This is a genomic window from Arthrobacter zhangbolii (assembly GCF_022869865.1).
GTDB lineage: Bacteria > Actinomycetota > Actinomycetes > Actinomycetales > Micrococcaceae > Arthrobacter_B > Arthrobacter_B zhangbolii.
Map to the genome: position 1 here is coordinate 1,000,979 of NZ_CP094984.1, position 24,367 is coordinate 1,025,345.

Below are 24,367 nucleotides of genomic sequence, written 5' to 3' on the forward strand. Positions count from 1 at the left end.
TAGTACAAGCAGCCCGGGGCCGCGCAGGCCCCCACGGAAGGAACCACCTGCATGACCCAGGACCAGCTCACCCCCACCCAGGAAGACCTGGAAACGCTGAGCCGGCAGCTCGGCCGGCCGGTGCGCGACGTCGTCGAAATCGGCGCCCGCTGTGTCTGCGGCAACCCGCTGGTGGCCACCACCGCCCCCCGGCTGAGCAACGGCATTCCGTTCCCCACCACCTACTACCTGACGCACCCGGTGATCACGGCAGCTGTCTCGCGGCTCGAAGCGGCAGGCCTGATGACGGAGATGACGCGCCGGCTGGAGGAAGACCCGGAGCTGGCGGAGCGTTACCGGCAGGCCCACGAAAGCTACCTGCAGGTCCGGAACGAAATCGGTGAGCGTACCGGCGCCGGACCCGTTCCGGAGATCGACGGCGTTTCCGCCGGGGGGATGCCCAACCGGGTCAAGTGCCTGCACGTTTTGGTCGGTCATTCACTGGCTGCCGGCCCCGGTGTAAATCCGCTGGGTGACGAAGCCCTGGACGCCATCACCGAATGGTGGACGCGGGACCGCTGCTACTGCGACGGCGCCTGGGACACCGCGGCTCCGGCTCCTGCCCGGGACCTGAGCCGGCATACGAAAACCCAGGGCCTGAGCCCGGAAGAACTGGAACACAAAAAAGCGGCACGCCGGGGTGGCGAAGCCCAGGCCGGAACCGCCGAAGCCGCATCAACCAAGGGGGAACTGTGACAGCTCAGGACCGGGAGAACGGCACCGCGGTGCGGGTGGCGGCTGTTGACTGCGGTACGAATTCCATCCGGCTCCTCATTGCGGACGTGGCCCGGGACGCGCACGGCAGCGCCCGGCTCACCGATGTAGTGCGCCTGATGCGTGTGAACCGGCTCGGCCAGGGCGTAGACGCCACGGGCCGGCTGGCTCCCGAGGCTCTGGAACGGACCTTCGCTGCGGCAGATGAGTACGCGGCCCTGATCAGTGAGCACGGGGCAACGCGGATCAGGTTTGTGGCGACCTCAGCCAGCCGTGATGCCGAGAACCGGCAGGAATTTATTGACGGCATCCGCGAACGGCTTGGGGTGGAACCCGAGGTGATCAGCGGTGACGAGGAAGCTGCGCTTTCCTTCACCGGAGCCGCCAGCGTCTTCGCCGAAACCAACGGCGCCAAAACACTGGTGGTGGACCTGGGCGGAGGCAGCACCGAATTTGTCCTGGGCGACTCCACGGGTGTGCTTGCAGCGAAAAGCACCGATATGGGCTGCGTCCGTTTCACGGAACGCCATCTGCGCTCCGATCCGCCCACCGAAGCCGAGATCACCGTGGCCCGGGCGGACATCCTGGACATGATCGCGCAGGCGCTGGCATCGGTTCCGCTGGCCGACACCGACCGGTTGGTGGGCGTGGCCGGAACCATCACCACGGTCACCGCCGCCGCACTCCACCTGCCCGAGTACTCTCCGGAGGCCATCCACGGGACCGAACTGACCCGCGAGCAGATCGACCAGGCAGCTGATGACCTGCTCCGGCAGGACCGCGCCGCACGTGCCGCCCTGCCCTACATGCACCCGGGCCGGGTGGATGTCATCGGGGCAGGCGCCCTGATCTGGCGCACAATCGTGGACCGGGTGGATGAGCTCACCGACGGGCGGGTAACTTCGGCCGTGACCAGCGAACACGACATCCTTGACGGCATCGCCCTGAGCGTAGCCGAATGAGAAACACCGACGCCGCCCTGAACGGCCGCACGCCGGCGGCACGCCTTCGAATGGCTGTGGCAGCACTTTGTGCCGCCGTAGCACTGCCACTCCTGGCACCGGCACCGGCACACGCCGATGAATGGCGGGACAAACAGTACTGGCTGGCCGACTACGGCATCACCGAAGCATGGAAGACCAGCAAGGGCGCGGGGGTGAAGGTCGCCGTCATCGACACCGGTGTGGATGCAACCCATCCCGACCTGGCCGGCGCCGTCAGCGGCGGCGTCGACGTCTCCGGAGCCGGTGATCCGGACGGCACCAAAGGCCTTGGCAGCACGCCCGAACACGGCACTCTGGTAGCCACCCTGCTCGCGGGACGGGGCCATGAAGCACCCGAGGACAAGAAGAAAGACGGGGAGAAGAAGGACGGCGACAAGGACGAGGACAAAAAGGACAGCGACGCCGACAGGCCCGACGGAATCATCGGGGTGGCCCCCGAAGCGGAAATCCTCGCCGTGTCTGCCTGGATCGGCGGCACCAACCCCGGCGGCATTCCGATCGATACACAGATCCCCAACGCCGTCCGCTGGGCAGTGGACAGCGGAGCCAAAGTCATCAACATGTCCCTGGGCAGCACCTCCACCGCCTGGCCGGAAAGCTGGGATGACGCCTTCCTGTACGCCGAGCAGAATGACGTAGTGATTGTGGCTGCCGCGGGCAACCGGGGAGTCGGCATGGTGCAGGTGGGCGCCCCTGCCACCATTCCCGGCGTGCTCACTGTTGCCGGCCTGAACCGCGACGGTGAAGCCAGCTATGATTCGTCCTCCGAGGGCATCAGCATCGGTGTGGCAGCCCCGTCCGAAGACCTGATCGGCGGACTGCCGGAGGGCACCTCGCGGTACGCGGGGTGGGAGGGCACCTCCGGTGCGGCACCGCTGGTTGCCGGTGTCGCCGCGCTGATCCGTTCGGCCCATCCGGAGCTGAGTGCAGCTGACGTTGTCAATCGAATTGTCAGCACGGCCCGCGACGCCGGGGCTCCGGGAACGGACACCATCTACGGGTACGGCATCCTCGACGCCAACGCCGCCGTGAACGCGGACGTGGCTTCCGTGACCACCAACCCCCTGGGCACCATCGAGGAATGGATCCGGGTCCACCGGCGGGTCGCAGAGGCTCCCGGTGCTGCGGATATTCCGGCGCCCACCGTCCCGGACCTGCCCGAGCCCACCGTACCTGCGGCTGCTGAACCGGCAGTGGAAAGCGATAACCTTCCCGCCACAGTGGTACTGGGCTTTGGCGCCCTGCTGGTCCTGGTGCTGGCAGCGGGAACCATCCATGTCACACGGGTGCGGAAGCGGGATACGGCGAAAGCACCGGCGGAAAGCCCGGAAACCGGGCAAATGGACGAGGCCGGGATCCGCTGACACGCCGGACCGGCACGGGTAAATAGTTCGTGAAGACTTTCACAAAGTCGGGTAGGATGAGGGGTATGGCATCGAACAAACAGTTTTCTGATCGTCCCCGCGTTCTGGTGGTCGGCGGTGGTTACGTCGGTCTGTATGTAGCCAAGGATCTCCAGAAGAAGGTCAAGGCACAGGGCGGCATTGTTACGGTAGTGGACCCGCTGCCGTACATGACGTACCAGCCCTTCCTTCCCGAGGTAGCCGCAGGCACCATTGAAGCCCGCGACGCCGTTGTATCCCACCGCATGCACTTGAAGAACACCGAGCTGATCACCGGCAAGGTTACTTCCATCAACCATGCTGCCCGCACCGCCACCGTTGAACCGGGCGACGGCAGCGAACCGTTCGAGCTGCCTTACCAGGACGTTGTCCTGGCCGCCGGTTCGATCACCCGCACCTTCCCGATCCCGGGCCTCGCCGAGGCCGGCATCGGTATGAAGAGCATTGAAGAAGCCGTGGCCACCCGCAACCACGTCCTCGAGCGCATTGAAACGGCATCCCTGATGCCCGCAGGCGCAGAGCGCGAGCGGGCCCTGACGTTCGTCGTCGTCGGCGGCGGCTTTGCCGGCATCGAAACCCTGACCGAACTTGAGGACATGGCCCGCGACGCGGTCCGCCTCAATGACCGGGTCCGGCAGGAAGACCTCCGCTTTGTCCTGATCGAGGCCATGGGCCGGGTTATGCCCGAGGTCAAGCCGGACCAGGCCGAGTGGGTTGTGTCCAGCATGCGTGCGCGTGGCATCGAGGTACTGCTTAACACCTCGCTGGCCTCCGCCGAAGGTGGCCTGCTGAAGCTCATCAACATGGCGGATAAGTCCCCGGCCGGAGAATTCGGCACGGATACGCTGATCTGGACCGCAGGCGTGCAGGCCAACCCGATGGTTCGCGGCACCGACTTCCCGATCGACGAGCGCGGCCGCGTCCGCGCCAATCCCGAACTGCGGATCACCGGCGACGACGGCCCCATCGACGGTGCCTGGGCTGCCGGCGACGTTTCCGCCGTTCCCGACCTCTCCGGCGGCGGCGTTGGCGGGTTCTGCGTTCCGAACGCACAGCACGCCGTCCGCCAGGCCAAGCTGCTGGCCAAGAACATCATGGCCGCCCGCTACGGCGTCGGCAGCGTCGAGGAATACAACCACAAGAGCCTTGGTGCCGTTGCCGGCCTGGGCCAGTACAAGGGCGTTGCCAACATCATGGGCTTCGGCATGAAGGGCTTCCCGGCCTGGCTGGCCCACCGCGGCTACCACGGCCTGGCCATGCCGATGTTCGAGCGCAAGTTCCGTGTGGTCTCCGGCTGGCTGCTGAACGTGGCCTACGGTCGCGACCTGACGGACATCCGCAACCTGAAGCACCCGCGCCGCGGCTTCGAGGAAGCTGCAACGCCGGCTAAGAAGCCGGCGGCGAAGGCCTAGGGTTCTTCCTAGTCAAAACACAGGAACGGCGGCTTCTCCTGCGGGAGGGCCGCCGTTCCTGTGTTTCCTGCCGTCCCGGGCTGTCCAGTAGGCTTGGGAAGGCGTAAAGCCGCGCCCCAGTAGCCCAATTGGCAGAGGCAACCGACTTAAAATCGGTGTGTTGTCGGTTCGAGTCCGACCTGGGGTACTCCGTTCCGTACAGGCATGCCACCGCGCCGTATCCGCTGCCCCGTCCCAGGCGCCTGTATGTGCGCCGGGAGGGCAGCAGCGGCCGGGATGACGTGTCGGTGGAGCCCGGACCCTGACCTAGCCGCGTGAGCGGCGGTTGCGGTGCCTGAGCAGGAGCGTGCCGGCCAGCAGTCCCAGAATCACCACTGCCGCTACCGCGGGCAGTACCAGTGAGGTACGTTCAGTGTCCGCTGACTCGGGCGACGGCGTCGGCGTGGAGCTGGTGGTTGTACTGGGCGAGGGCGTGACAACGGGGGCGGGTGCCGGCTCCGGCCCACCGGCAGGAGCGGGGGCAGGGGCAGGCGTGGCCGGTTCCGGCGCCGCAGTGGTCGGCACCTGTGCGGGTGCCGCGGAAGGTTCCGCCGGAATGGGGACTGCCGGAACGGCCTCGTGGTATTCGCCGGTCTCGGGGTTGTAGTAGCTCTCGCCGGGATTGTAGGACGGCGCTGCGTCGCCCGGGCTGTACTGCGTGGGAGCGCAGATCTCGGTGCCGTTCACCACGGCGGGAGCGAGGCCGGGGCCGCATTCAAGTGCCTGCGCCTGACCTGCCGGGCCAAGCAGCAACAGGGCTGCCAGCGGAAGTGCGGATACAGCGGTGGCCAGGTGCGGAACGTGCATTTTTCCCCCAAGAGAACGTAATACGGCCATCATATAGGTCCGCAGGGCACAAACGGGCAAGGGTGGATAAGCCGTAATGTGACGAGCGTTACAAGGCTGTAACCCCAAACTCTTATATTCGTCACAATGTTCAACTAGCTTTTCTTCTAATCAGGAACACCTGGTATTCGCATCAAAGGCACCCGCCTTTCGATCGGGGAGATAACTTTTATGACTGCACTACGAAATGCAGGCCGTCTTGGGGTGGGTGAAGGCTACGCCCGCACCGCCAGGATTGCCGCCCTCGGTTTGGGTCTTGCCCTGTTTGCCAGCGGCTGCAGTGGCGGAGGATCAGATTCCTCCGCAGAAGAAACCTCGGGCTCGGGTAACGAGACCGAAGCGGCTGCGTCCATCCTGTCCTGCCCCGAAAGCCAGGGCGGTACGGGGGAGGACCCGGGTGCCAAGGGTGATCCGGCGGCCGTGCCGGCTTCCACAGGCACCACCGAGACACCGCTGAAGATCGGAACCCTGCTGCCCACCACCGGTTCGCTTGCGTACCTTGGTCCGCCGGAAATTGCCGGCACCAATCTGGCAGTCAAGGAAATAAATGAAGCAGGCGGCGTCCTGGGAAAGCCGATTGAGATAGTCCATCGCGACTCCGGTGATACCACCACCGACATCGCCACTCAGTCAGTCAATGATCTGCTCAGCCAGGATGTGAGTGCCATCGTCGGGGCCGCCTCATCGGGTGTGTCCAAGACGGTCATTGGCAATATCACCGGTGCGGGTGTCATCCAGTTCTCGCCGGCGAACACCTCGCCTGACTTCAGCACCTGGGATGACAACGGTCTCTACTGGCGTACCGCACCGTCCGACGTGATGCAGGGCCGTACGCTCGGCAACTACATCGTGACGTGCGGCGCGCAGACGGTGGGCATGATCGTGCTGAACGACGCCTACGGCACCGGCCTGCAGGGCAACATCAAGGAATCCGTGGAAGCAGCCGGCGGTCAGGTTGTCATCGAGGAAATGTTCAACGAGGGCGACTCACAGTTCAGCAGCCAGGTGGACTCGGTGGTAGCAGCAAAGCCGGACGCCATTGTGGTGATCAGCTTTGATCAGTCCAAGAGCATTGTGCCGCTGCTGACTGCCAAGGGTGTCGACCCGGGCCAGCTGTTCTTCGTGGACGGCAACGCATCCGACTACAGCAAGGATTTCGAAGCAGGAACCCTTGAGGGCGCCCAGGGCACACGGCCCGGATCATTCCCCTCGGAGGACTTCCTGGCCTCCCTGCTCGCCGTTGATCCGGATCTGACGGACCTGACCTACGCCGGTGAAAGCTACGACGCGGTCACCCTGCTTGCACTGGCAGCCGAGGCAGCTGGCAGCACGGACAGCAAGGCGATGGCCGCCGAGCTGGAGGGTTTGTCCAAGGACGGTGAGAAGTGCTTCGACTTCGCAGGATGTGTCACGATCCTGCGCGGCGGCGGTGACGTAGATTACGACGGTTACTCCGGCCCGGTCTCCTTCGATGAGAACGGTGACCCGACCGAAGCGTTCATCGGCATCTACCAGTACGACGCCGACAACAAGCCGCAGCCGAGCCGTTCCGAGGCGGGCCAGCTGTAGCTGAAGCAGAAAGCATAAAGGAAGCCCCTGCCGAATTGGCAGGGGCTTCCTTTATGCTGACGGTTGTCCCGAATGACTCAGCACGGATGGGGATCCGGTGGGGCAGGGATGGAAAGCCGGCTGGCGGGCCGCTCCGGGCCCCGGGAGCTGCCCGGGCGCCGGAGGGCGCCCCGACTGCTTGCCGGGAGCCGGAACGCGGTCAGGCGGTCTCAGCCAGTGTGCCCAGGTAAAGCTGGATGACCTTGGGATCCTTCATCAGTTCCCGTCCCGTGCCCGTATAGGCGTCCTTGCCCTGATCCAGGACATAGGCGCGGTCACAGATCTGCAGGCAGCGGCGGGCATTTTGTTCCACCATGATCACCGACACCCCGGCCCGGTTGATTTCATGAACCCGCAGGAACGCTTCGTCCTGCTTGACGGGGGAGAGGCCGGCTGACGGCTCGTCCAGCAGCAGCACTGCCGGATCCATCATCAGCGCCCGGCCCATCGCGACCATCTGGCGTTCGCCACCGGAGAGCGACCCGGCCCGCTGGGCACGGCGCTTGCGGAGTTCGGGGAAAACCTCGGAGACAAATTCGAAGCGGTCCTTGAAGGTCCTGGGCGCCTGGTACACGCCCATCTGCAGGTTCTCCTCGATGGTGAGGGAGGGGAAGACGTTGTTGTTCTGCGGAACGAAACCAACACCGCGGCTCACCAGCTTGTTCGCCTTCAGCCCGGTAAGGTCCTGGCCGCGGACCACCACGGTTCCGGAATGCACCTTCACCAGCCCGAACATGGCTTTCAGGAGCGTGGACTTGCCGGCGCCGTTGGGGCCGATAATCCCGATGAGTTCTCCGCGGCGTGCCTCAATGCTGCAGCCGTTGAGAATGTTCACCCCCGGAATGTAGCCGGCCACCAGATCGGTTACCTTGACAACGGAATCTCCGTCGAATGCCTCGCCGGTCATGCCTGTTCCTTCCGTTCGTCAATCCGCCTGCCGACCACGCCGTCAGGTTCCATGCCCACCGAGGACTCGGCGTCGTGTTCCAGTTCCGCCTCGAGTTTCTCGAAGCCTTCGGAATCCGCGAGGTCGACGTCGTGATGGGCGCCCAGGTACGCGTCAATGACGGCCTGGTCCTTCATCACGTCTTCGGGCGGACCTTCGGCCACGACCTTGCCTTCGGCCATCACCACCACCCAGTCAGCGATGTGGCGGACCATGTGCATATCGTGTTCCACGAACAGCACGGTCATACCCTCCGCCTTCAGGTTCTTGATGTGGTCCAGCAGGGACTGGGTCAGCGCCGGGTTCACGCCGGCCATGGGTTCGTCCAGCATCACCAGCTTGGGCCGGACCATCAGTGCCCGTGCCATCTCCAGCAGCTTGCGCTGCCCGCCGGAGAGCGAGGCGGCATAGTCGCTGCGCTTGGTATCCAGCTTGAACTTGGCCAGCAGGACATCTGCCTGTTCGGTGATTTCACGTTCCCGGCTGCGCCACAGCGGCGGCAGCAGAGCCCGCCAGAGGGATTCCCCGGGCTGCGATGCAGCGCCCAGGCGCATGTTCTCGATGACCGTGAGCTTGCCCATGACCTTCGTCAGCTGGAAGGTGCGCACCATGCCCAGGCGGGCCACTTTGTACGCGGACACCCCGGCGAGGCCCTTTCCCTCGAATTGCCACTCACCGGACTGCGGTGTATCGAAACCGGTCAGCAGGTTAAAGAGGGTGGTTTTGCCGGCACCGTTGGGACCGATCAGGGCAGTGATCTTGTGGCGAGGGATTTCAACATGTTCCACGTCTACGGCATTGATTCCGCCGTAGGTCCGGGTCACATTCTTCGCCACCAGGATGGGATCGCGTTTGCTGCAGCCGGGTCCGATGTCTCCGACGGCTATGGGGCGCGTGTCGCTCATGTACTCGTTGACGCCGGCTGCCGGCGGGGCGCCGGTGTCCGTCACCGCCGGTGCCCCTGCCGGGGACGCGGCATGGGCGCCCTTGGCCCGTACAGGCGTTTGGGGTTCGTCTGCCTGGTGGCTCATGCGAATGCCAGCTCCTTCTTGTTTCCGAGGATGCCCTGGGGTCTGAAGATCATCAGCAGCATCAGTGCCACACCCACCAGGATGTAGCGGATCTGTCCGGCCTGGGACGTGGTGATGAAGGTGATGTACCCGGATTCAATGGCACCGTAGAGCACGCCCTGGGTGAGCGAAAGAATGGCCCAGAAGATCATGGACCCGATGACCGGACCCAGAACGGTGGACATGCCGCCCAGCAGCAGGGCGGTGTACAGGTAGAAGGTCAGCTCCGTACCGTAGTTGGCCGGCTGTACGGCGTCCCGGGGGAGGGTGAAGATGATGCCGGCCAGGCTGCCGAGCAGTCCGCCGATGATCAGCGCCTGCATCTTGTAGGCGTAGACGTTTTTACCGAGGGCGCGGACGGCGTTCTCATCCTCGCGGATTCCCTTGACCACGCGTCCCCACGGGCTGCGGATGAGCAGCCACACCAGGAGGCAGGCCACGATGACCAGGAACCAGGCAACGAGCCGGATCCAGATGTCCCGCTCGTTCATGGTGAACGGGCCCATGTTGTAGCTGCCCGCAGGCACCGGGTTGAGGGCGTAGAAACTGCCGGTGAAGGCTGCCAGTCCGTTGGCGGACCCGGTGACGGGCGTCATGGAGTTTGTGGTCACGATGTACCGGACGATCTCCGCCGCGGCAATGGTGACGATTGCCAAATAGTCGGCCCGCAGGCGCAGCGTGGGTATGCCCAGGATGACCGCGAACACCACCGAGCTCAGCAGGGCAATCAGCAGTGCCAGAGGCAGCGGGGCATTGAAGGAGAGGATGGGAATGGCGAAGCCGTAGGCTCCGATGGCCATGAATCCGGCCTGGCCGAAGTTCAGGAGGCCGGTGTAGCCGAAGTGCACGGCCAGGCCGAGGGCGGCCAGGGCGTACGCGGCCGTGGTGGGGCTGATTATTTCGTTCAGCGCGCCGAGAAGAATATTGCTGAAATCCATCTGAACTAAGCCCCTAACCTATGCGCTCGCGGCGGCCGAGGAGTCCCTGCGGCCGGACCAGCAGGACAAGAATCATGATGACCAGGGCGCCCACGTATTTAAGGTCCGCCTCCAGCCAAAGAGTGGAGATTTCCACGAAAAGACCGACCAGGACTGACCCGATCAGGGCGCCGAACACGGTCCCGAGTCCGCCGAGCGTGACGCCGGCGAAGATCAGCAGCAGGATCTGCTGGCCCATGTTGAACGAGACGCCGGGGCGGTAGTACGCCCACAGGATGCCGCCCATGGCTGCCAGGGCACCTCCGATGACCCACACCAGCCGGATGACGGCGTCCACATCGATGCCGGATGCCGCGGCCAGTGCCGGGTTGTCGGCCACCGCGCGGGTGGCCTTGCCGATCCGGGTGCGCAGCAGCAGCATTGCCACCACCAGGATGACGGCCAGCGAGACGATCAGTGAGACCAGCGTGTTCCGGGGAATGGAGATCGGGCCCAGCTCAAGGATGGGGCTTTGGGCGCCGGGCAGCTGCTTGGTGCCGCCGCCGAAGAAGAACAGGACGGTGTAGCGGACCGCCACCGCGAGGCCGATGCTGACAATCATCATGGGGACCAGGCCGGTGCCGCGCCGCCGCAGCGGTTTCCAGATTCCGGCGTCCTGCGCGTAGCCGAACGCGGCGCCGCCGGCCACCGCCAGTGGGAGAGCCACCCAGACCGGCAGCCCCAGTGCCGCAAACCCGAAGGCCAGCACGGCTCCCAGAGTCACCATTTCACCGTGCGCAAAGTTGGTCAGCCCGGTGGTGCCGAAGATCAGGGAGAGACCGACCGCGCTCAGTGCCAGCAGCAGTCCGAAACTCAGGCCGGCCACCGCACGCTCAGTGAGCAGCGAGGCGAAGCTCTCCTCCTGGAGCACAATGCCCTCACCGAGAAGGAAGAGCGTAGTGATGTTGGTGGTGCCTGCAAAGGTCACCGTGCGGGGGTTCTGCTGACCCTCCGCGAGCTCGACGCCGTCGGGCAGGGTGGACTCGTCCAGCTCCACCTCATACGCGCCCTGTTCCGGGACGCCGATGGACCAGGACCCGTTGGCTCCGGTGACCACTTCGCCTTCGTAGCCGTTGCCGGTGGCAGTGATCTTCACCCCTTCTATGGGAGTGCCCTGGTTCCGGACGACACCGCTGATGCGGTCGGCAAATTCGGCGCCGTCTGTGGCGCCCGTGCCGGAGGCGGGGGCCGAAGCTCCGTCCGATGGCGTGGCTGTTGTTGCGGAAGCGGCAGGTGCTGCGAGCAGCAGGGCAGCAAACATCGCTACCACCGCCGCCAGCATCCCCAGATACCGGGTCAGCGCCGATGTTCTTAGCAAATTCCAAAACCTCCACGCAGGGCTGCGGCACCGTTGGTCCGGTACTGGCAGACGGGTAGATGTGACACAGGTCACCGATTGGGGAACATGCTACCCACTGATTGTTTCCGGCAGTGACGTTTCACTCCGCCCGAATGTCGCGATCGGGTAACGACTTTGTTGCCGGGGAGGCAAGGCTGCAGGTCCCGGTGCAGCTGTTCTGTACCAAACCGTTACCGGATCCACTGTTTCTGCGGGAATCCGCCGCCGCATCCGTTCGTTGGCATTGGTAGGCTGGGCTGAAACAGCCCCCCAGATGGAGGACATATTTCAATGGCACTTGGCGGAAATCCGGTATTCAACGGAAAGAACTTCCGTTCCCAGACCCAGGGCGCAGCCCGGGGTTCGGTGGCAACGGATAACAACTACATGACGCCCCAGCAGCTGCAGGATCTTTACACGGCGCCCTCGGCCAAGGCCTCGGACATGGGCCGGATGACGTACGACGACGTCATCATGAAGACGGTATTCTGCCTCGCCGTCGTGCTGGTGGGTGCTGCGGTTCCCGTATTCGTGCTGCCCGGCATGGCCACCGGCCTGATGATCCTGGGCGCACTGGGCGGCTTTGTGCTGGGCCTGGTGAACTCCTTCAAGCGCGAGCCCGTTCCGGGACTCATCCTGGCCTACGCCTTCCTTGAAGGCATGTTCCTCGGCGGCCTGACCGCTGTCCTTGACGCAATGTACCCCGGCGTCGGCCTGCAGGCCGTGCTGGGCACCCTCGCCGTCTTCGCCGTGACCCTGGTGCTGTTCCGCAGCGGCAAGGTACGCGCCACACCCAAGGCAGTACGTTTCTTCATGATCGCGATCATCGGCTACGCCGTCTTCTCGCTGATCAACGTTGGCCTGATGATCTTCGGCGGCGTGCAGGACCCGTGGGGTCTTCGCGGCGTGGAACTCTTCGGCATTCCGATGGGCGTCTTCATCGGCGTGCTGGCCATCGGTCTGGCGGCCTTCTCCCTGATCATGGACTTCACCTCGATCGAGCAGGGTGTCAAGGCCGGCGCCCCCGAGCGCTACTCCTGGACCGCTGCCTTCGGGCTCACCGTGACCCTGGTCTGGCTGTACGTGGAAATCATCCGCCTGCTGGCCATCCTCAGGGGCGACGACTAAACGCAACAGCAGCAGGACGGACATCCGGCTGTGAACGAAGGACCGCAGGCATCATGCCTGCGGTCCTTCCGCTTTTTGCGGGTTCTGACCGGAGCTGGCAGACAATCCGGGGACTCGCGGAGTCAAAGAGACCGGGTACTCTGGTAGCCCCCGGGCCCCGGACATAGCATTGCCGTCGCGGGGATAATCTCCGCATGGGGAGCAGCCGGGCAGGACCGCTGCGGTGCGTTGTGCTGATACTGCCGTGAGGTGTGCCGGGCTGGATAAGGAGTCTTCAGTGGCCGAACACGCCCGGCAAACCGTGTACGAGGAACTCCTCGACGCGCTGCTCCTGGAACCCGAACTGGAAGGCTTCCTTGCCGCAGCCGCGGAGATCTCCGCTCAACGGCTCGGCCTGGCGGCACCCGGGGGCTGCTCGATAGCCGTGGAACGCATCCGCCGGCCCCGCCTGTCCGCACCCAGCCTCGGGCTGTCCGGCCCGGTGCCGGACCTCGAGTACGGGACCGGAAGCCCCGGTGACACCGTGCTGGGCGGGGGGCCCGGCGTCGTCATCCGGGACCTCGCCGCCGATCAGCAGTGGCCCGGTACCGGAGCCGCCGCGGCGGCCGGGCTGCGGTCCGCTATTGTGCTGCCGCTGCACGGCAACCGGGGAGCGCTCAGCTGCTATTCCGACCGCCCGGGCCTTTTCGACGAAAGGGAAACACAACGTGCGAAGGAGCTTGCTGCCGAAACTGCGAAAGTGCTCCGCCTCGCGCTCCTGCTGGACGCCCGGGCGCACCGGGCCGCCAACCTGCAGGCTGCCCTGGAATCACGCACGGTGGTGGACCTGGCAGCGGGAATCATCATGGGGCAGAACGGCTGCAGCCAGCAGGCAGCCATCGACATCCTGCGGAGCGTCTCCAACACGAGGAACATCAAAATCCGCAATGTGGCAGCCGGTGTGGTTTCGGCTGTCAGCGACCGCGTCAATACCCACTTTGACGAGTAATCACCGGCCTCCGCGGGTAACCTTGAGGGCATGGACCTAACGGAACCGGTACCCGCTACCGGTGCTCAATATGAGATCAGCCGGGGCAGCGCCCGTGCCGTTATCGGTTCGTTGGGCGGGGCACTGCGCCGATATACCCTGGGTGGCACGGACCTCGTGCAGACCTACCCCGACAGCAGTATTCCGCCGTCGGCCAGCGGTATCCTGCTGGCACCCTGGCCCAACCGCGTGGCCGACGGCCGGTGGACGCTCGCCGGGGAACCCCAGCAGCTGGACATCACCGAACCGTCCCGCGGGCATGCAAGCCATGGCCTGCTGCGCAACACCGGGTACGTCCTGCAGGACCGGGAACCAGGCGCCGTAGTGCTGCAGGCAGAAATTTTCCCCCAGCACGGGTATCCGTTCCACCTGCTCCACCGTGCCGGGTACAGCCTGGGGGAGGCCGGAGGCCTGCGGGTCCGGCAGAGCCTGACCAACATCGGGCCAGCTGAGGCCCCCGTGGCCCTGGGCGCCCACCCCTTCCTGCGCCTCGGCGACGTCCCCACGGAAGAGCTCATACTCACGGTGCGAGCCCGCACAGTGCTGACCGTTGATGAGCGGCTGATCCCCAACGGCCGGCGGCCTGCCTCCGGGGCCGCGGACCTGAACCACGGCACCCGCGTGGGCGACCTGGAGCTGGACAGCGCCTACACGGACCTTGAACCGACCGGCGACGGCGTCTACCGCCACACCCTGACGGCACCGGACGGCCGCTCGGTGAGTCTGTGGTCCGGGCCTGAATGCGGATACGTTCACGTATTCGTCACCGATAAGTATCCCGGACATGCCCGTGCGGTGGCGCTGGAACCGATGACCGCGCCGGCCAACGCCCTGAATTCCGGCGAGGGCCTGGTGTGGCTTGAACCGGGTGATACCTTCACCGCCGAGTGGGGTGTCCATGCCGACCTCGGAACCGACGGGCACCACTCCGGTAACAGCGAAGTCTAGGTGCGTAAACTCCGCTCCCGGCAGGGTTCCGTGTGGAAAGATGGCCCAATGAAACCCTACGCACACCGTTCCGCGGCGCCCCGTGTGCTGCAGGCGGCAGCGACGGCCCCCGGACGTAACGGCGATGATGTTCCCTTCGCCCTGCGCGTCAGCGCGGCATGGGCCTGGCGCCTGGGCGTTGTCCTGATTGTAGGAGCAGGACTGGTCTGGGTTCTCAGCCATTTCTCGCTGCTGATCATCCCTCTGATGATCGCTGCCCTGCTGGCTGGCCTGCTCTCACCGGTATCAAACTGGCTCCGGCGCAACAGGCTTCCCGGCGGATTGTCGGTGGCCGTCACCATCGTGGCCTTCCTGGGGCTCATTACCGCAGCACTGGCGCTGGTGGGCCGGCAGCTGGCCCTCGGATTCCGGGATCTGTGGGGAGAAACGCAGGAAGGGGTCCGGCAGGTACAGGACTGGCTGTCCTCCGGTCCGCTGAACATCAGTGCCGGGCAGATGGACTCGCTGTTCGAGGAAGCAACCACCGCCCTGCAGCAGAATTCGGCCAACATCCTCTCCGGTGCCCTGAGTGTCGGCAGCAGTGCGGGCCACTTCGCCGCCGGCATTTTGCTGACCCTGTTTGCGCTGGTGTTCTTCCTGCTGGACGGGCGCCGGATCTGGCGGTTCACTGCCGGGCTGCTGCCCCGGCGGGCCCGGCCCGCCGCTTACGGCGCTGGGATCCACGGCTGGGAATCCATGGTGAACTACGTCCGCGTGCAGGTGGTGGTGGCACTCATCGACGCCATCGGCATCGGCGGAGGAGCTGCGCTCATCGGAGTGCCGTTGGCGCTGCCGCTCTCAGTGCTTGTCTTCCTGGGATCCTTCGTCCCGCTCATTGGTGCCTTCCTTACCGGTTTCGTGGCAGTCCTGCTGGCCCTGGTGGCCAACGGGTGGGTCAATGCACTGTTTATGCTGGGCATCGTTTTGGTGGTCCAGCAGCTTGAGTCCCACATCCTGCAGCCGTTCATTATGGGCCGGGCAGTCTCCCTGCATCCGCTCGCAGTGATCCTTGCGGTGACCGGCGGAACACTGTCCGCCGGCGTCCCGGGTGCCCTGTTCTCGGTTCCGCTGCTGGCCATCCTGAACACCATGGTGCGGTATATCGCCGCCCGCGGCTGGGAAACCGATCCCGGTTTGCGGGAGGACAGAGTCTTCGGGGACCGGGGGAGGGACCCCGACCCGGGGAACGGGCAGGACAATGATCCTGCGCCCCAACCGGAAAACAGCAGCCCGGAGGGATCCGGGGACAGCAGCCGGGATAAAACAAACGCTGATGCGACGGACACACAGGAAGACCCCACACCTTGACAGATCTGCCGAACCTTCCCGTAACCCTCGACGATATCCAGGCGGCCGCGAAGCTGCTTGACGGCGTTATTGCCCATACCCCCGTGGAAATGTCCCGGGCGCTGGCACGCGAAACCGGTTCCCCCGTTTACTTCAAATGCGAGAACCTGCAGCGCGCCGGTTCCTTTAAAGTGCGGGGTGCGTATGTGCGCATGGCCAAACTTTCCCCCTCCGAGAAGGACAGGGGTGTGGTTGCGGCTTCTGCCGGTAACCACGCCCAAGGTGTGGCGGTGGCGGCGGCGCGGCTGGGCATCACTGCCCGGATCTACATGCCGCTGGGCGTCGCGCTGCCCAAACTCGCCGCCACCCGGGGGCACGGCGCGGAAGTCATCCTGCACGGGCACACCGTGGACGAGGCCCTGGCCGAAGCCCAGCGGTATGCCGACGAGACCGGCGCCGTTTTTGTGCACCCGTTCGACAACGTGGACGTGGTTGCAGGTCAGGGCACCATCGGCCTGGAACTGCTCGAACAGGTCCCGGACCTGGACACGGTACTAATGGGTGTCGGCGGCGGCGGACTGCTGGCCGGAGTCGCCGTCGCCCTCAAGGCCCGGGCCAGGGAACTGGGCCGGGAAATCCGCATCATCGGGGTGCAGGCGGAAAACGCGGCGGCCTATCCGCCGTCGCTGGCAGCGGATGCGCTGGTACCGCTGACCCGGGTTTCCACGATTGCCGACGGCATCGCCGTCGGACGTCCCGGCCAGCTGCCCTTTTCGATCATCCGGGAACTGGTTGATGATGTTGTGACCGTCAGCGAGGATTCCCTGGCCAGGGCACTGATTTTCCTGCTGGAGCGTGCCAAGATGGTCGTGGAACCCGCCGGCGCGGTGGGGGTGGCTGCCCTGATGGACGGGAAGATTGAGAACCCCGGCACCACGGCCGTGATCCTCTCCGGCGGCAATATCGACCCGATGCTGATGCTGAAGGTCATCCAGCGGGGCCTGGCCGCTGCCGGACGTTTCCTGGTGGTCCGCATCCTGCTGGATGACCGCCCGGGATCCCTGGCAACCATCTCGCGGATTATCGCTGAATCGGATGCGAACGTTACCGGGGTGGACCATACAAGGGTAGGAGGATCCATCAGCATGGGAGATGTTGCCATCACCATCAACATGGAAACCAAGGGCCATGAGCACTGCGAGCTCGTGTTGAAGAACCTCCGGGCCGACGGCTTCCAACCCGTAGTCATCCATGGATAAGCCGCTGCTGGCGCAACGGGCCAAAACGGCTCTCGCCGGTTCCGTAGCCTTTGCCGGGATCCTGTGGCTGGTGTACCTGCTGACTGCGCTGTTCGCCCCGGTCATGTTTCGGCTGCTGGGCATCCTGCCGCGGCAGCTCGAAGGGATCGACGGCGTGGTCTTCGCGCCGCTGCTCCATGCCGGTCCGTCCCACCTCCTGGGCAACACCGTGCCGCTGATGGTGTTCTCCTTCCTTGTCCTGCTGGAAGGGGTGCGGCGGTTCGCAGCGGTGCTGGCCATCTCCTGGCTTGCCTCCGGAATTGGCGTCTGGCTCTTCGGCAGCGGACTGACGGTGGGTGTCTCCGGCGTGGTGTTCGGCCTGTTTGCGTACCTGATGGTCCGGGGCTTCTATAACCGGAACATTGCGCAGATCCTGCTCAGTGCGGTGCTGTTCCTGGTCTACGGTTCAATCCTCTGGGGGCTTTTCCCCACCGAGCTTGGCGTCTCCTGGCAGGCGCATCTGTTCGGGGCAGCCGGTGGCGTGATTGCGGCGCTGGTGCTGCGCGGCAGCCCCGAGACCCGTACGCAAAAGCGGGCCCTCCGGTAGAAGGCCCGCTTTTGGAAAGTGCAGCTGGTATTAGCCGGCGTACGGCTTGGCGGAGATGATCTCCACGGAGATGCTCTTGCCGTTCGGTGCAGTGTAGGTGGTGCTGTCCCCGGCCTTCAGACCGGAAATGGATGCGCCAAGGGGAGACTTTTCGCTGTACACGTCGATAGTGCTGTCGCCGGCAATTTCACGGCTGCCCAGCAGGAAGGTTTCCACGTCTCCGGCAACGCGCGCTTCCACCAGCATGCCGGGCTCAACAACCCCGTTGTCCTCGGGGGATTCACCAACATGCGCGTTCTCAAGGAGCTGGGTGAGCTGCCGGATACGGGCCTCAGCCTTGCCCTGTTCCTCCTTGGCAGCGTGGTAGCCGCCGTTTTCCTTGAGGTCTCCCTCCGAGCGCGCCTGCTCGATGCGGGCAACAATCTCTGTCCGCCCGGGGCCGGAGAGGTGCTCGAGTTCCGTCTTCAAGCGGTCGTAAGACTCCTGCGTGAGCCAGGCGACAGATGCGCTGTTGGTTGACACGGGTATCTCCTTATGTAACGTCCGGACCACCTGTTGGTCCGGCATGGCTGAACGCCCGCCGGCCGGATTGGCCTGACAAGCAAAGACCCCGCCGTGCGGGACCGGACTGCTCTGTGAGTTCCATCTCTGAAACCCTTCTGCGACTTCCAGCGGGAAGTTCACCAAAGCATAGCCGGACACCTGGGCGGGGCATGTCGTGCTCTCCATACTAGTGGCCCGGCGGGTTTAACCCAATACGCCGGGCGATGTAGGCAAACGGGTCTCAGGCCTCATCCTCCGGGACGATCCAGCAGGTGTTCACACCGCCCGTGACAGCAGGGGAATCGATACGGACGCTGATGTTCTGCGTGCTCGTTTCAGGCACTTCGGGGCCCAGAACCACGGTTTTCCAGCCCACAATGGCATAGCTTTCATTGAGCACCTGGACGGCGCAGGCAGCGGTGCTTCCTTCGGATTTGTCGACGTTGAACTCGACCGTGGCCATGCCCTCCTCCGGGAAGCTGAAGCCGACATCCTTGAAGCTCACGGTTCCTGCGGAGCTGGGGATGCTGTAGACCGCGACGGCGACCACCGCAGCGGCCACGGCCACGCCGGCCCCGATAATGCGGGCACGCCGCGGCACGCTCCGCTTGGGGGCACCGTAGCGATTGGCTAATCTGGACTCGGACGCAGAAGCGTCCGGCTGCTGGGGTGCCGTTGTCTCGGGTTGACCTTCCGAAGTGCTCACACGCCTATTTTAGCCGCCGTATTCATCGCCCCGTTCCGCTGATCTCAGGAGTTGCCTTGTCTGCCCGCGAAAGCACCGAATCCCGGACCGAGCTGCGCCTGCTCGCCGTGCATGCCCATCCGGACGACGAGGCCAGCAAGGGAGCTGCCATGATGGCTGCCTACGCCGCGGCCGGCGTCGACGTCATGGTGGCTACCTGCACCGGCGGCGAGCAGGGGTCCATCCTGAACCCCGGAGCCGCTGATGACCCGGCCGGCAAACGGGACCTCGCCGGACTCCGCCGGCGGGAAATGGAGGCAGCCAGGGCCGCGCTGGGCATCCGGCACCGCTGGCTGGGCTTCGCGGATTCCGGCCTTCCCGAAGGTGACCCGCTGCCGGAGCTTCCCTTTGGCTGCTTCGCCCTGCAGCCGTTGGAACGCGCGGCTGCGCCCCTGGTGAAGCTCGTCCGGGAGTTCCGCCCGCACGTCATTGTCAGCTATGACGAGAACGGCGGCTATCCGCATCCGGACCACATCATGGCGCACAAGGTCGCGGTGGAAGCCTTCTCCGCCGCCGGCGACCCGGAACGCTACAAGGGCACCGGCGAAGCCTGGGAACCCCTGAAGCTCTACTATGACCGCGCCTTCAACCCGGAGCGGTTCCGTGCCCTGCACGTTGCCCTCGAAGCGGCCGGGCTGCAGTCCCCGTACGCCGAGCGGCTCGCCGCCTGGCAGGAAGCGGATACCGAGGGCCACCAGCCGCCGGCCCCGCTGCACCCCACCACCACGCAGGTTGAATGCGGAGATTTTTTCGAGGCCCGTGACGAAGCACTGCGCAGCCACCGGACCCAGGTGGACCCGGAAGGCTTCTTCTTTGCCGTCAGCCCCCAGATGCAGCGCGAGGTCTGGCCCTGGGAGGATTACTCCCTGATTGAGTCCCGGGTGGAAACCGTCCTCCCTGAGACAGACCTGTTTGCTGGCATACGATAGAGCTTGGGAACACTGTTCCGCCGCCGCACTGGCTAAGAGAGAGATATACCGTGAACTTCCTGTACAGCCTGGCTCTTGCCGTCACCCCGGCTCCGGACTCCACCCTCGCCCCGGGGGTCGATGAAAAAGATGTCACACCGGGCCTGCTGGGCTTTATCTTCACCCTGGTTTTGGCCCTCGCGATCATTTTCCTGATCCGCGACATGACCAAGCGCATCCGCCGGGTGCGTTACCGTGAGCAGGCCGCACAGGCTCTGGCGGAACGCGAAGCCGGTATGCAGGCACCCGGTGAATCCGCCGACGGAGCAAAACCAGCGCCCGGAAGCGTTCCTTCCCCGGACGCCCCCGCTGCCGGGGAGCCCTCCGACACCGGAAACACCTTCCCGCGGTAGCGGACCAGCCATGGCCGAGCGACTGAGGGACCAGGCATCGGCCTATCTGCGCCAGCACGCGGACAACCCGGTGGACTGGTGGCCGTTCGGGGATGAAGCCTTTGCCGAAGCCCGGCGCCGCAGCGTACCGGTTTTCATTTCGGTAGGTTATGCCGCCTGCCACTGGTGCCACGTGATGGCGCACGAGTCCTTCGAGGACGCCGCCACCGCACGGTACCTCAACGAGAACTTCGTCCCGGTGAAGGTGGACCGCGAGGAGCGGCCCGACGTCGATGCCGTGTACATGGCAGCCACCCAGGCGCTAACCGGCCAGGGCGGATGGCCCATGAGCGTGTTCACGCTTCCGGACGGCCGGACCTTCTATGCCGGTACCTACTTCCCGCCCCGGCAGATGCAGGGGACGCCCTCCTTCCGGCAGGTTCTGGAAGCGGTGTCCACGGCCTGGCGGGACCGCCCGGACGAGGTAGCCGCCAGCGCAGCGCAGATTGCGGAGCACCTTGCCTCGGCGCAGCACGGGAACCGGAGGCTCGTGGGGGCGCTGGACCTGAATACGGACAACGCCGGCGCAGTGCCCCGGACAGTTCTGTCGGGGGAGGTCCTGGCGACGGCGGTTGAAGAAGTCGCTGAACAGGAGGACGTCCGGTTTGGCGGGCTGGGCGGCGCACCGAAATTCCCGCCGTCGCCCCTGCTGAAGTTCCTGCTCGGCTACGGTTCAGGCAACGCACCCGCAGCAGGCACCGCAGCCGGAATAGCCGGCCGCACACTGGAAACCATGGCGCGCAGCGCGCTGTATGACCAGCTGGAAGGCGGCTTTGCCCGCTACACCGTGGATCGGGCCTGGGCCGTCCCGCACTTCGAGAAAATGCTCTACGACAATGCGCAGCTGCTGCGGCTCTATGCGCAGTGGAGCAGGACGGCCGCCACCGGGGAACAGCGCAGCCTGGCGCTGCGCGTCTGCACCGATACCGCCCGGTGGCTCTCGCAGAGGCTGCGCGTGGACGGCGGCGGCTTTGCCTCCTCGCTGGACGCTGACACAGTAGTGGACGGCCGACGGCGCGAAGGCGCCACCTACGTGTGGACCGGCGATCAGCTCCGCTCGGCGTTGGCTTCCGCCGCCGTGCCGGACACGGAAGCAGACGCCCTGCTCTCGCTCCTGGACCTGGAGACCGGAGCCATGCCCGAGGGAGGCTCGACACTGCATTTCGGCCGCCGGTTGGATCCGGAGCAGGAAAGTCTCTGGCTCCGGCTGCGTCCGGCACTGCTGGCTGCGCGGAACCTCCGGCCACAGCCCGACCGCGATGGCAAGGTGGTGGCGGGCTGGAACGGGCTAGCGGTGGCGGGGCTGGCTGATGCCGCACTGGCCATTGCCGATGCCGGTTCCTCCGGCGGCGGTTCCGGCGATGGGGGCGATGACGGCGACGGCGGAGACAACGGTGCCATGGCTGGCGGCGCTACGGAGGGCGGAGCCGAGGCAGCCGCCCGGCTGCTTGACCTGGCCCGGGACGCCGCCGGCTATTTGCTGCGCGTCCACTACCGTGACGGCGTACTGCTGCGGGTTTCCCATGACGGTGCTGCGGCAGGCTTCGAAGGACTGCTGGAGGATTATGCCGGGGTGGCAGAGGGTCTTTTCGCCCTTTTCGCCGCCACGGGGGAGGAACGCTGGTATCTCGCTGCCGAGGAACTGGTCCTGGCGGCGGAACAACGCTTCATTGTGGACGGCGTGCTGCAGGACACCGCCGTACCAACAGTCCAGCTCGCAGCCGCGCAGGGTTCCCTCGCCGCGGCAGACCCGTTGGACGGGCCGGCTCCCAGCGGCACGGCCTTGTTCGCCGGAGTGCTGGTGACATATGCGGCGTACTCCGGCTCGAGCCGGCACCGGGCCCTGGCAGAATCCCTTCTGGCCCATGTGCAGTTGGTGGCGGCGCGGGCACCGCGGGCCGGAGGCTGGGCCATGTCCGTCCTGGCCCAGGCGCTGGAGGGACCCCTCGAACTGGCCGTCTGCGGAACCGATGAAGCAGCAGTTGACCGGCTGCTGCGGGCCGGGCGTGCAGCGGGAGGCCCCGGCGTCGTGATGGCCTTCGGCGCGGGTGCCGGGGACGAATCCCGCGTGCCGCTGCTCCGGAACCGGCAGGCACCCGACGGCGGGGCGCTGGCGTACCTGTGCCAGGGAATGGTGTGCAGCCGGCCGGTATCCGACCCGGCTGAACTCACTGCGCAGTTCCAGTCCCTGCGCTGAGCCCGGTCCCTGTGCTGAGCAGCTGTGTGTTTTTTTGGGGGGGCGGTCGGCTGGCGCCTAGCCGCCGACCGAGAGCACGGCCAACAGGATGGCAATGTAGTGGGCGGTGAAACCGGCCAGCGTAAAGGCATGGAAGATCTCATGGAAACCGAACCACTCCACTGAGGGGTTGGGCCGTTTCATGGCGTAGATGACTGCGCCGGCAATGTACATGGCACCACCCACGCAGATCAGCACTGCGGCGGTCGGATTGACCCTGTAGAACTCCGGAATATAAAAGAGCGCGGCGCAGCCCAGCGCAATGTAGACGGGGGTGTACAGCCAGCGCGGGGCGTGCAGCCACAGGAGCCGGAAGGCGACACCAAGAAGCGCGCCCGTCCAGATGATCCACAGCAGGGTCACCGCGCTGTCCCGTGGCAGCAGTGACCATGCCAGCGGTGTGTAGGAGCCGGCAATAACCAGCATGATGTTGGTGTGGTCCAGCCGCTTGAGCACCACCTTGACCTTCGGCGACCAGTTTCCGCGGTGGTAGACAGCACTGGTGCCGAACAGCAGGACACCGGTCAGGGCATAGATGGCCGAGGCAATCCGGGTACCGGCGGTGGGGGAGAGGACCACCAGGACAATTCCCGCTGCCAATGCCAGGGGGGCCGCGCCGGCATGCAGCCAGCCGCGCAGACGGGGTTTGATTTCCAGCTCTGCAGCCACGGTTTCAACGGCGCTTTCAAGCGGGCCGGGAGTGGTCCGGGACTCCGGATCGTGCTGGGCGGGAATGCCGGGAGTCCGGGCGGACGATGGTGACGAATCCATAACGGAAATTCTAACCTACGATCCGGTAACTTACGGTTGGGTAGCTGAGCCGCACCCCTTCCCGGCGCAACCAGGGGACAAGCTAGCGGTAGCCTAGGAGAAGATTTTTCCACTTCGGACAAAGACGGAGCCGCCCTTGCGGCCCCTCCGGTTCCGCTCCCGACCTGAGGCAGGTGAGGCAGACTATGAGATTCCCCGGAGTCGTCTATGCCTTCTATGAACGCAAGCTCAGGCGGTCCCTGAGCGGAGACCGTATTCCCCAGCATATCGGCGTGATGGTGGACGGAAACAGGCGCTGGGCCAAGCTGGCGGGTGCACCCACAAGCGACGGACACCAGGCCGGTGCGGACAAGATACTGGAGTTCCTGGGCTGGTGCGAGGAACTGGGGGTACGCACCGTCACCCTGTACATGCTCTCCACCGACAACTTGAACCGGGACGCGGATGAGCTTGAACCCCTGCTGAACATCATCGGCAACACCATGGACCGGCTGGCCGAAAAGGGTGATCTGCGGGTCCAGCCCGTGGGGGCGCTGGAGATCCTGCCGCAGAACCTGGCCAAGCAGCTCACCGGCCTCGGGGAAAGCACTGCCGATGCCGAGGGACTGCACGTCAACGTGGCGATCGGCTACGGCGGGCGCCGCGAAATCGTGGACGCGGTTAAGGAACTGCTCCGCGACGCCGAAGCCCAGGGCAAGGAGATCGCGGACGTGACCGAGGAAATCTGTGATGAACGGATCTCCGAATACCTCTACACCCGCGGCCAGCCGGACCCGGAACTGGTTATCAGGACCTCCGGAGAGCAGCGCCTGTCCGGTTTCCTGATGTGGCAGAGCGCCTACAGCGAGTTTTACTTCTGTGAGGCGCTCTGGCCGGACTTTCGTCGCGTGGACTTCCTGCGCGCCCTGCGCGACTACGCGAGCCGGCAGCGGCGCTTCGGTTCCTGAGATTCGGGACCGTGTCCTGCTGCGGTGACGGCCGTTGCGGGCGTACTTTGGTGCTTATCGGCCGCGCCCGGTGCCGGCCGTTCGCAGCTGCCGG

General features: G+C 65.4%; 23 protein-coding genes and 1 tRNA gene. 16 read left to right on the forward strand and 8 right to left on the reverse strand.

Annotated elements, in window-relative coordinates; genetic code table 11:
- The first annotated feature begins 51 nt into the window (after positions 1-51).
- The 5 genes from MUK71_RS04730 (at position 52) to MUK71_RS04750 (ending at position 4,759) form a co-directional block, all read left to right on the forward strand.
- A complete protein-coding gene (locus tag MUK71_RS04730) occupies positions 52-735 on the forward strand; it encodes a DUF501 domain-containing protein (protein ID WP_227928877.1) in 684 nt (227 codons plus the stop codon).
- Complete coding sequence (locus MUK71_RS04735) at positions 732-1,715, forward strand: Ppx/GppA phosphatase family protein (RefSeq protein WP_227928878.1); 984 nt, start codon at positions 732-734, stop codon at positions 1,713-1,715. Before MUK71_RS04730 ends, MUK71_RS04735 begins: the two co-directional genes overlap by 4 nt.
- On the forward strand, positions 1,712-3,121 hold the full coding sequence (locus MUK71_RS04740; protein ID WP_227928879.1) for a S8 family serine peptidase: 1,410 nt from the start codon (positions 1,712-1,714) through the stop codon (positions 3,119-3,121). The genes MUK71_RS04735 and MUK71_RS04740 overlap by 4 nt, the downstream gene beginning before the upstream one ends.
- A 65-nt stretch (positions 3,122-3,186) precedes the next feature.
- Positions 3,187-4,572 carry an NAD(P)/FAD-dependent oxidoreductase gene (locus tag MUK71_RS04745; RefSeq protein WP_227904200.1) on the forward strand — a complete coding sequence of 462 codons (1,386 nt, stop codon included), beginning with the start codon at positions 3,187-3,189 and terminating at the stop codon, positions 4,570-4,572.
- A gap of 113 nt (positions 4,573-4,685) precedes the next feature.
- A tRNA-Leu gene (locus MUK71_RS04750) sits at positions 4,686-4,759 on the forward strand.
- A gap of 119 nt (positions 4,760-4,878) precedes the next feature.
- Here the strand turns inward: MUK71_RS04750 and MUK71_RS04755 are convergent.
- Positions 4,879-5,418: a hypothetical protein gene (locus tag MUK71_RS04755; protein WP_227904201.1), complete on the reverse strand. Its 540-nt coding sequence runs from the start codon at positions 5,416-5,418 to the stop codon at positions 4,879-4,881.
- A 210-nt stretch (positions 5,419-5,628) separates the two neighbouring features.
- On the opposite strand from MUK71_RS04755, the gene MUK71_RS04760 reads away from it, so the two are divergent.
- Positions 5,629-7,026, forward strand: coding sequence for an ABC transporter substrate-binding protein (locus tag MUK71_RS04760; protein WP_227928880.1), 1,398 nt, complete (start codon positions 5,629-5,631; stop codon positions 7,024-7,026).
- Between the two features lie 199 nt (positions 7,027-7,225).
- On the opposite strand, the gene MUK71_RS04765 is transcribed toward MUK71_RS04760, so the two are convergent.
- From MUK71_RS04765 to MUK71_RS04780, 4 genes are all read right to left on the reverse strand, one after another.
- Positions 7,226-7,972 carry an ABC transporter ATP-binding protein gene (locus MUK71_RS04765; protein ID WP_227904203.1) on the reverse strand — a complete coding sequence of 249 codons (747 nt, stop codon included), beginning with the start codon at positions 7,970-7,972 and terminating at the stop codon, positions 7,226-7,228.
- Positions 7,969-8,916: an ABC transporter ATP-binding protein gene (locus MUK71_RS04770; RefSeq protein WP_227904556.1), complete on the reverse strand. Its 948-nt coding sequence runs from the start codon at positions 8,914-8,916 to the stop codon at positions 7,969-7,971. Before MUK71_RS04770 ends, MUK71_RS04765 begins: the two co-directional genes overlap by 4 nt.
- 122 nt (positions 8,917-9,038) lie before the next feature.
- Entirely contained in the window at positions 9,039-10,019 is a 981-nt protein-coding gene (locus MUK71_RS04775) for a branched-chain amino acid ABC transporter permease (protein ID WP_227904204.1), read from the reverse strand.
- A gap of 13 nt (positions 10,020-10,032) precedes the next feature.
- A complete protein-coding gene (locus tag MUK71_RS04780) occupies positions 10,033-11,340 on the reverse strand; it encodes a branched-chain amino acid ABC transporter permease (protein WP_227904559.1) in 1,308 nt (435 codons plus the stop codon).
- Between the two features lie 348 nt (positions 11,341-11,688).
- On the opposite strand from MUK71_RS04780, the gene MUK71_RS04785 reads away from it, so the two are divergent.
- From MUK71_RS04785 to MUK71_RS04810, 6 genes are all read left to right on the forward strand, one after another.
- The gene (locus tag MUK71_RS04785) at positions 11,689-12,525 is read left to right on the forward strand and encodes a Bax inhibitor-1/YccA family protein (protein ID WP_227904205.1); all 837 of its coding nucleotides are present in this window, start codon (positions 11,689-11,691) and stop codon (positions 12,523-12,525) included.
- Between the two features lie 277 nt (positions 12,526-12,802).
- The gene (locus MUK71_RS04790) at positions 12,803-13,513 is read left to right on the forward strand and encodes a GAF and ANTAR domain-containing protein (RefSeq protein WP_227928881.1); all 711 of its coding nucleotides are present in this window, start codon (positions 12,803-12,805) and stop codon (positions 13,511-13,513) included.
- A gap of 30 nt (positions 13,514-13,543) precedes the next feature.
- Positions 13,544-14,500, forward strand: coding sequence for an aldose 1-epimerase family protein (locus MUK71_RS04795; RefSeq protein WP_227928882.1), 957 nt, complete (start codon positions 13,544-13,546; stop codon positions 14,498-14,500).
- A 48-nt stretch (positions 14,501-14,548) separates the two neighbouring features.
- A complete protein-coding gene (locus tag MUK71_RS04800; RefSeq protein WP_227928883.1) occupies positions 14,549-15,847 on the forward strand; it encodes an AI-2E family transporter in 1,299 nt (432 codons plus the stop codon).
- Positions 15,844-17,085, forward strand: a complete 1,242-nt coding sequence (gene ilvA, locus MUK71_RS04805) for a threonine ammonia-lyase (RefSeq protein WP_227904209.1) — start codon at positions 15,844-15,846, stop codon at positions 17,083-17,085. Before MUK71_RS04800 ends, ilvA begins: the two co-directional genes overlap by 4 nt.
- Complete coding sequence (locus tag MUK71_RS04810) at positions 17,078-17,671, forward strand: rhomboid family intramembrane serine protease (protein WP_227928884.1); 594 nt, start codon at positions 17,078-17,080, stop codon at positions 17,669-17,671. Before ilvA ends, MUK71_RS04810 begins: the two co-directional genes overlap by 8 nt.
- 30 nt (positions 17,672-17,701) lie before the next feature.
- On the opposite strand, the gene greA is transcribed toward MUK71_RS04810, so the two are convergent.
- Both greA and MUK71_RS04820 read right to left on the reverse strand, forming a co-directional pair.
- Positions 17,702-18,193, reverse strand: a complete 492-nt coding sequence (gene greA / locus MUK71_RS04815) for a transcription elongation factor GreA (protein WP_227904211.1) — start codon at positions 18,191-18,193, stop codon at positions 17,702-17,704.
- A 262-nt stretch (positions 18,194-18,455) separates the two neighbouring features.
- On the reverse strand, positions 18,456-18,815 hold the full coding sequence (locus MUK71_RS04820) for a DUF4307 domain-containing protein (RefSeq protein WP_244802828.1): 360 nt from the start codon (positions 18,813-18,815) through the stop codon (positions 18,456-18,458).
- A 161-nt stretch (positions 18,816-18,976) separates the two neighbouring features.
- Between MUK71_RS04820 and mca the strand changes: the two genes are divergently transcribed.
- From mca to MUK71_RS04835, 3 genes are read left to right on the forward strand one after another with little or no spacing between them, the layout of a single operon-like run.
- A complete protein-coding gene (gene mca / locus MUK71_RS04825) occupies positions 18,977-19,888 on the forward strand; it encodes a mycothiol conjugate amidase Mca (RefSeq protein ID WP_227904213.1) in 912 nt (303 codons plus the stop codon).
- A gap of 50 nt (positions 19,889-19,938) precedes the next feature.
- Positions 19,939-20,280: a hypothetical protein gene (locus MUK71_RS04830; protein WP_227928886.1), complete on the forward strand. Its 342-nt coding sequence runs from the start codon at positions 19,939-19,941 to the stop codon at positions 20,278-20,280.
- 10 nt (positions 20,281-20,290) lie between these two features.
- The gene (locus tag MUK71_RS04835; RefSeq protein ID WP_227928887.1) at positions 20,291-22,516 is read left to right on the forward strand and encodes a thioredoxin domain-containing protein; all 2,226 of its coding nucleotides are present in this window, start codon (positions 20,291-20,293) and stop codon (positions 22,514-22,516) included.
- A 57-nt stretch (positions 22,517-22,573) separates the two neighbouring features.
- Here MUK71_RS04835 and trhA read toward each other — a convergent pair whose 3' ends face one another.
- Positions 22,574-23,224: a PAQR family membrane homeostasis protein TrhA gene (gene trhA, locus MUK71_RS04840; RefSeq protein WP_227929043.1), complete on the reverse strand. Its 651-nt coding sequence runs from the start codon at positions 23,222-23,224 to the stop codon at positions 22,574-22,576.
- A 287-nt stretch (positions 23,225-23,511) separates the two neighbouring features.
- Here trhA and MUK71_RS04845 point away from each other — a divergent pair, with 287 nt between their 5' ends.
- Complete coding sequence (locus MUK71_RS04845) at positions 23,512-24,273, forward strand: isoprenyl transferase (RefSeq protein WP_227928888.1); 762 nt, start codon at positions 23,512-23,514, stop codon at positions 24,271-24,273.
- The last annotated feature ends 94 nt before the right edge of the window (positions 24,274-24,367 follow it).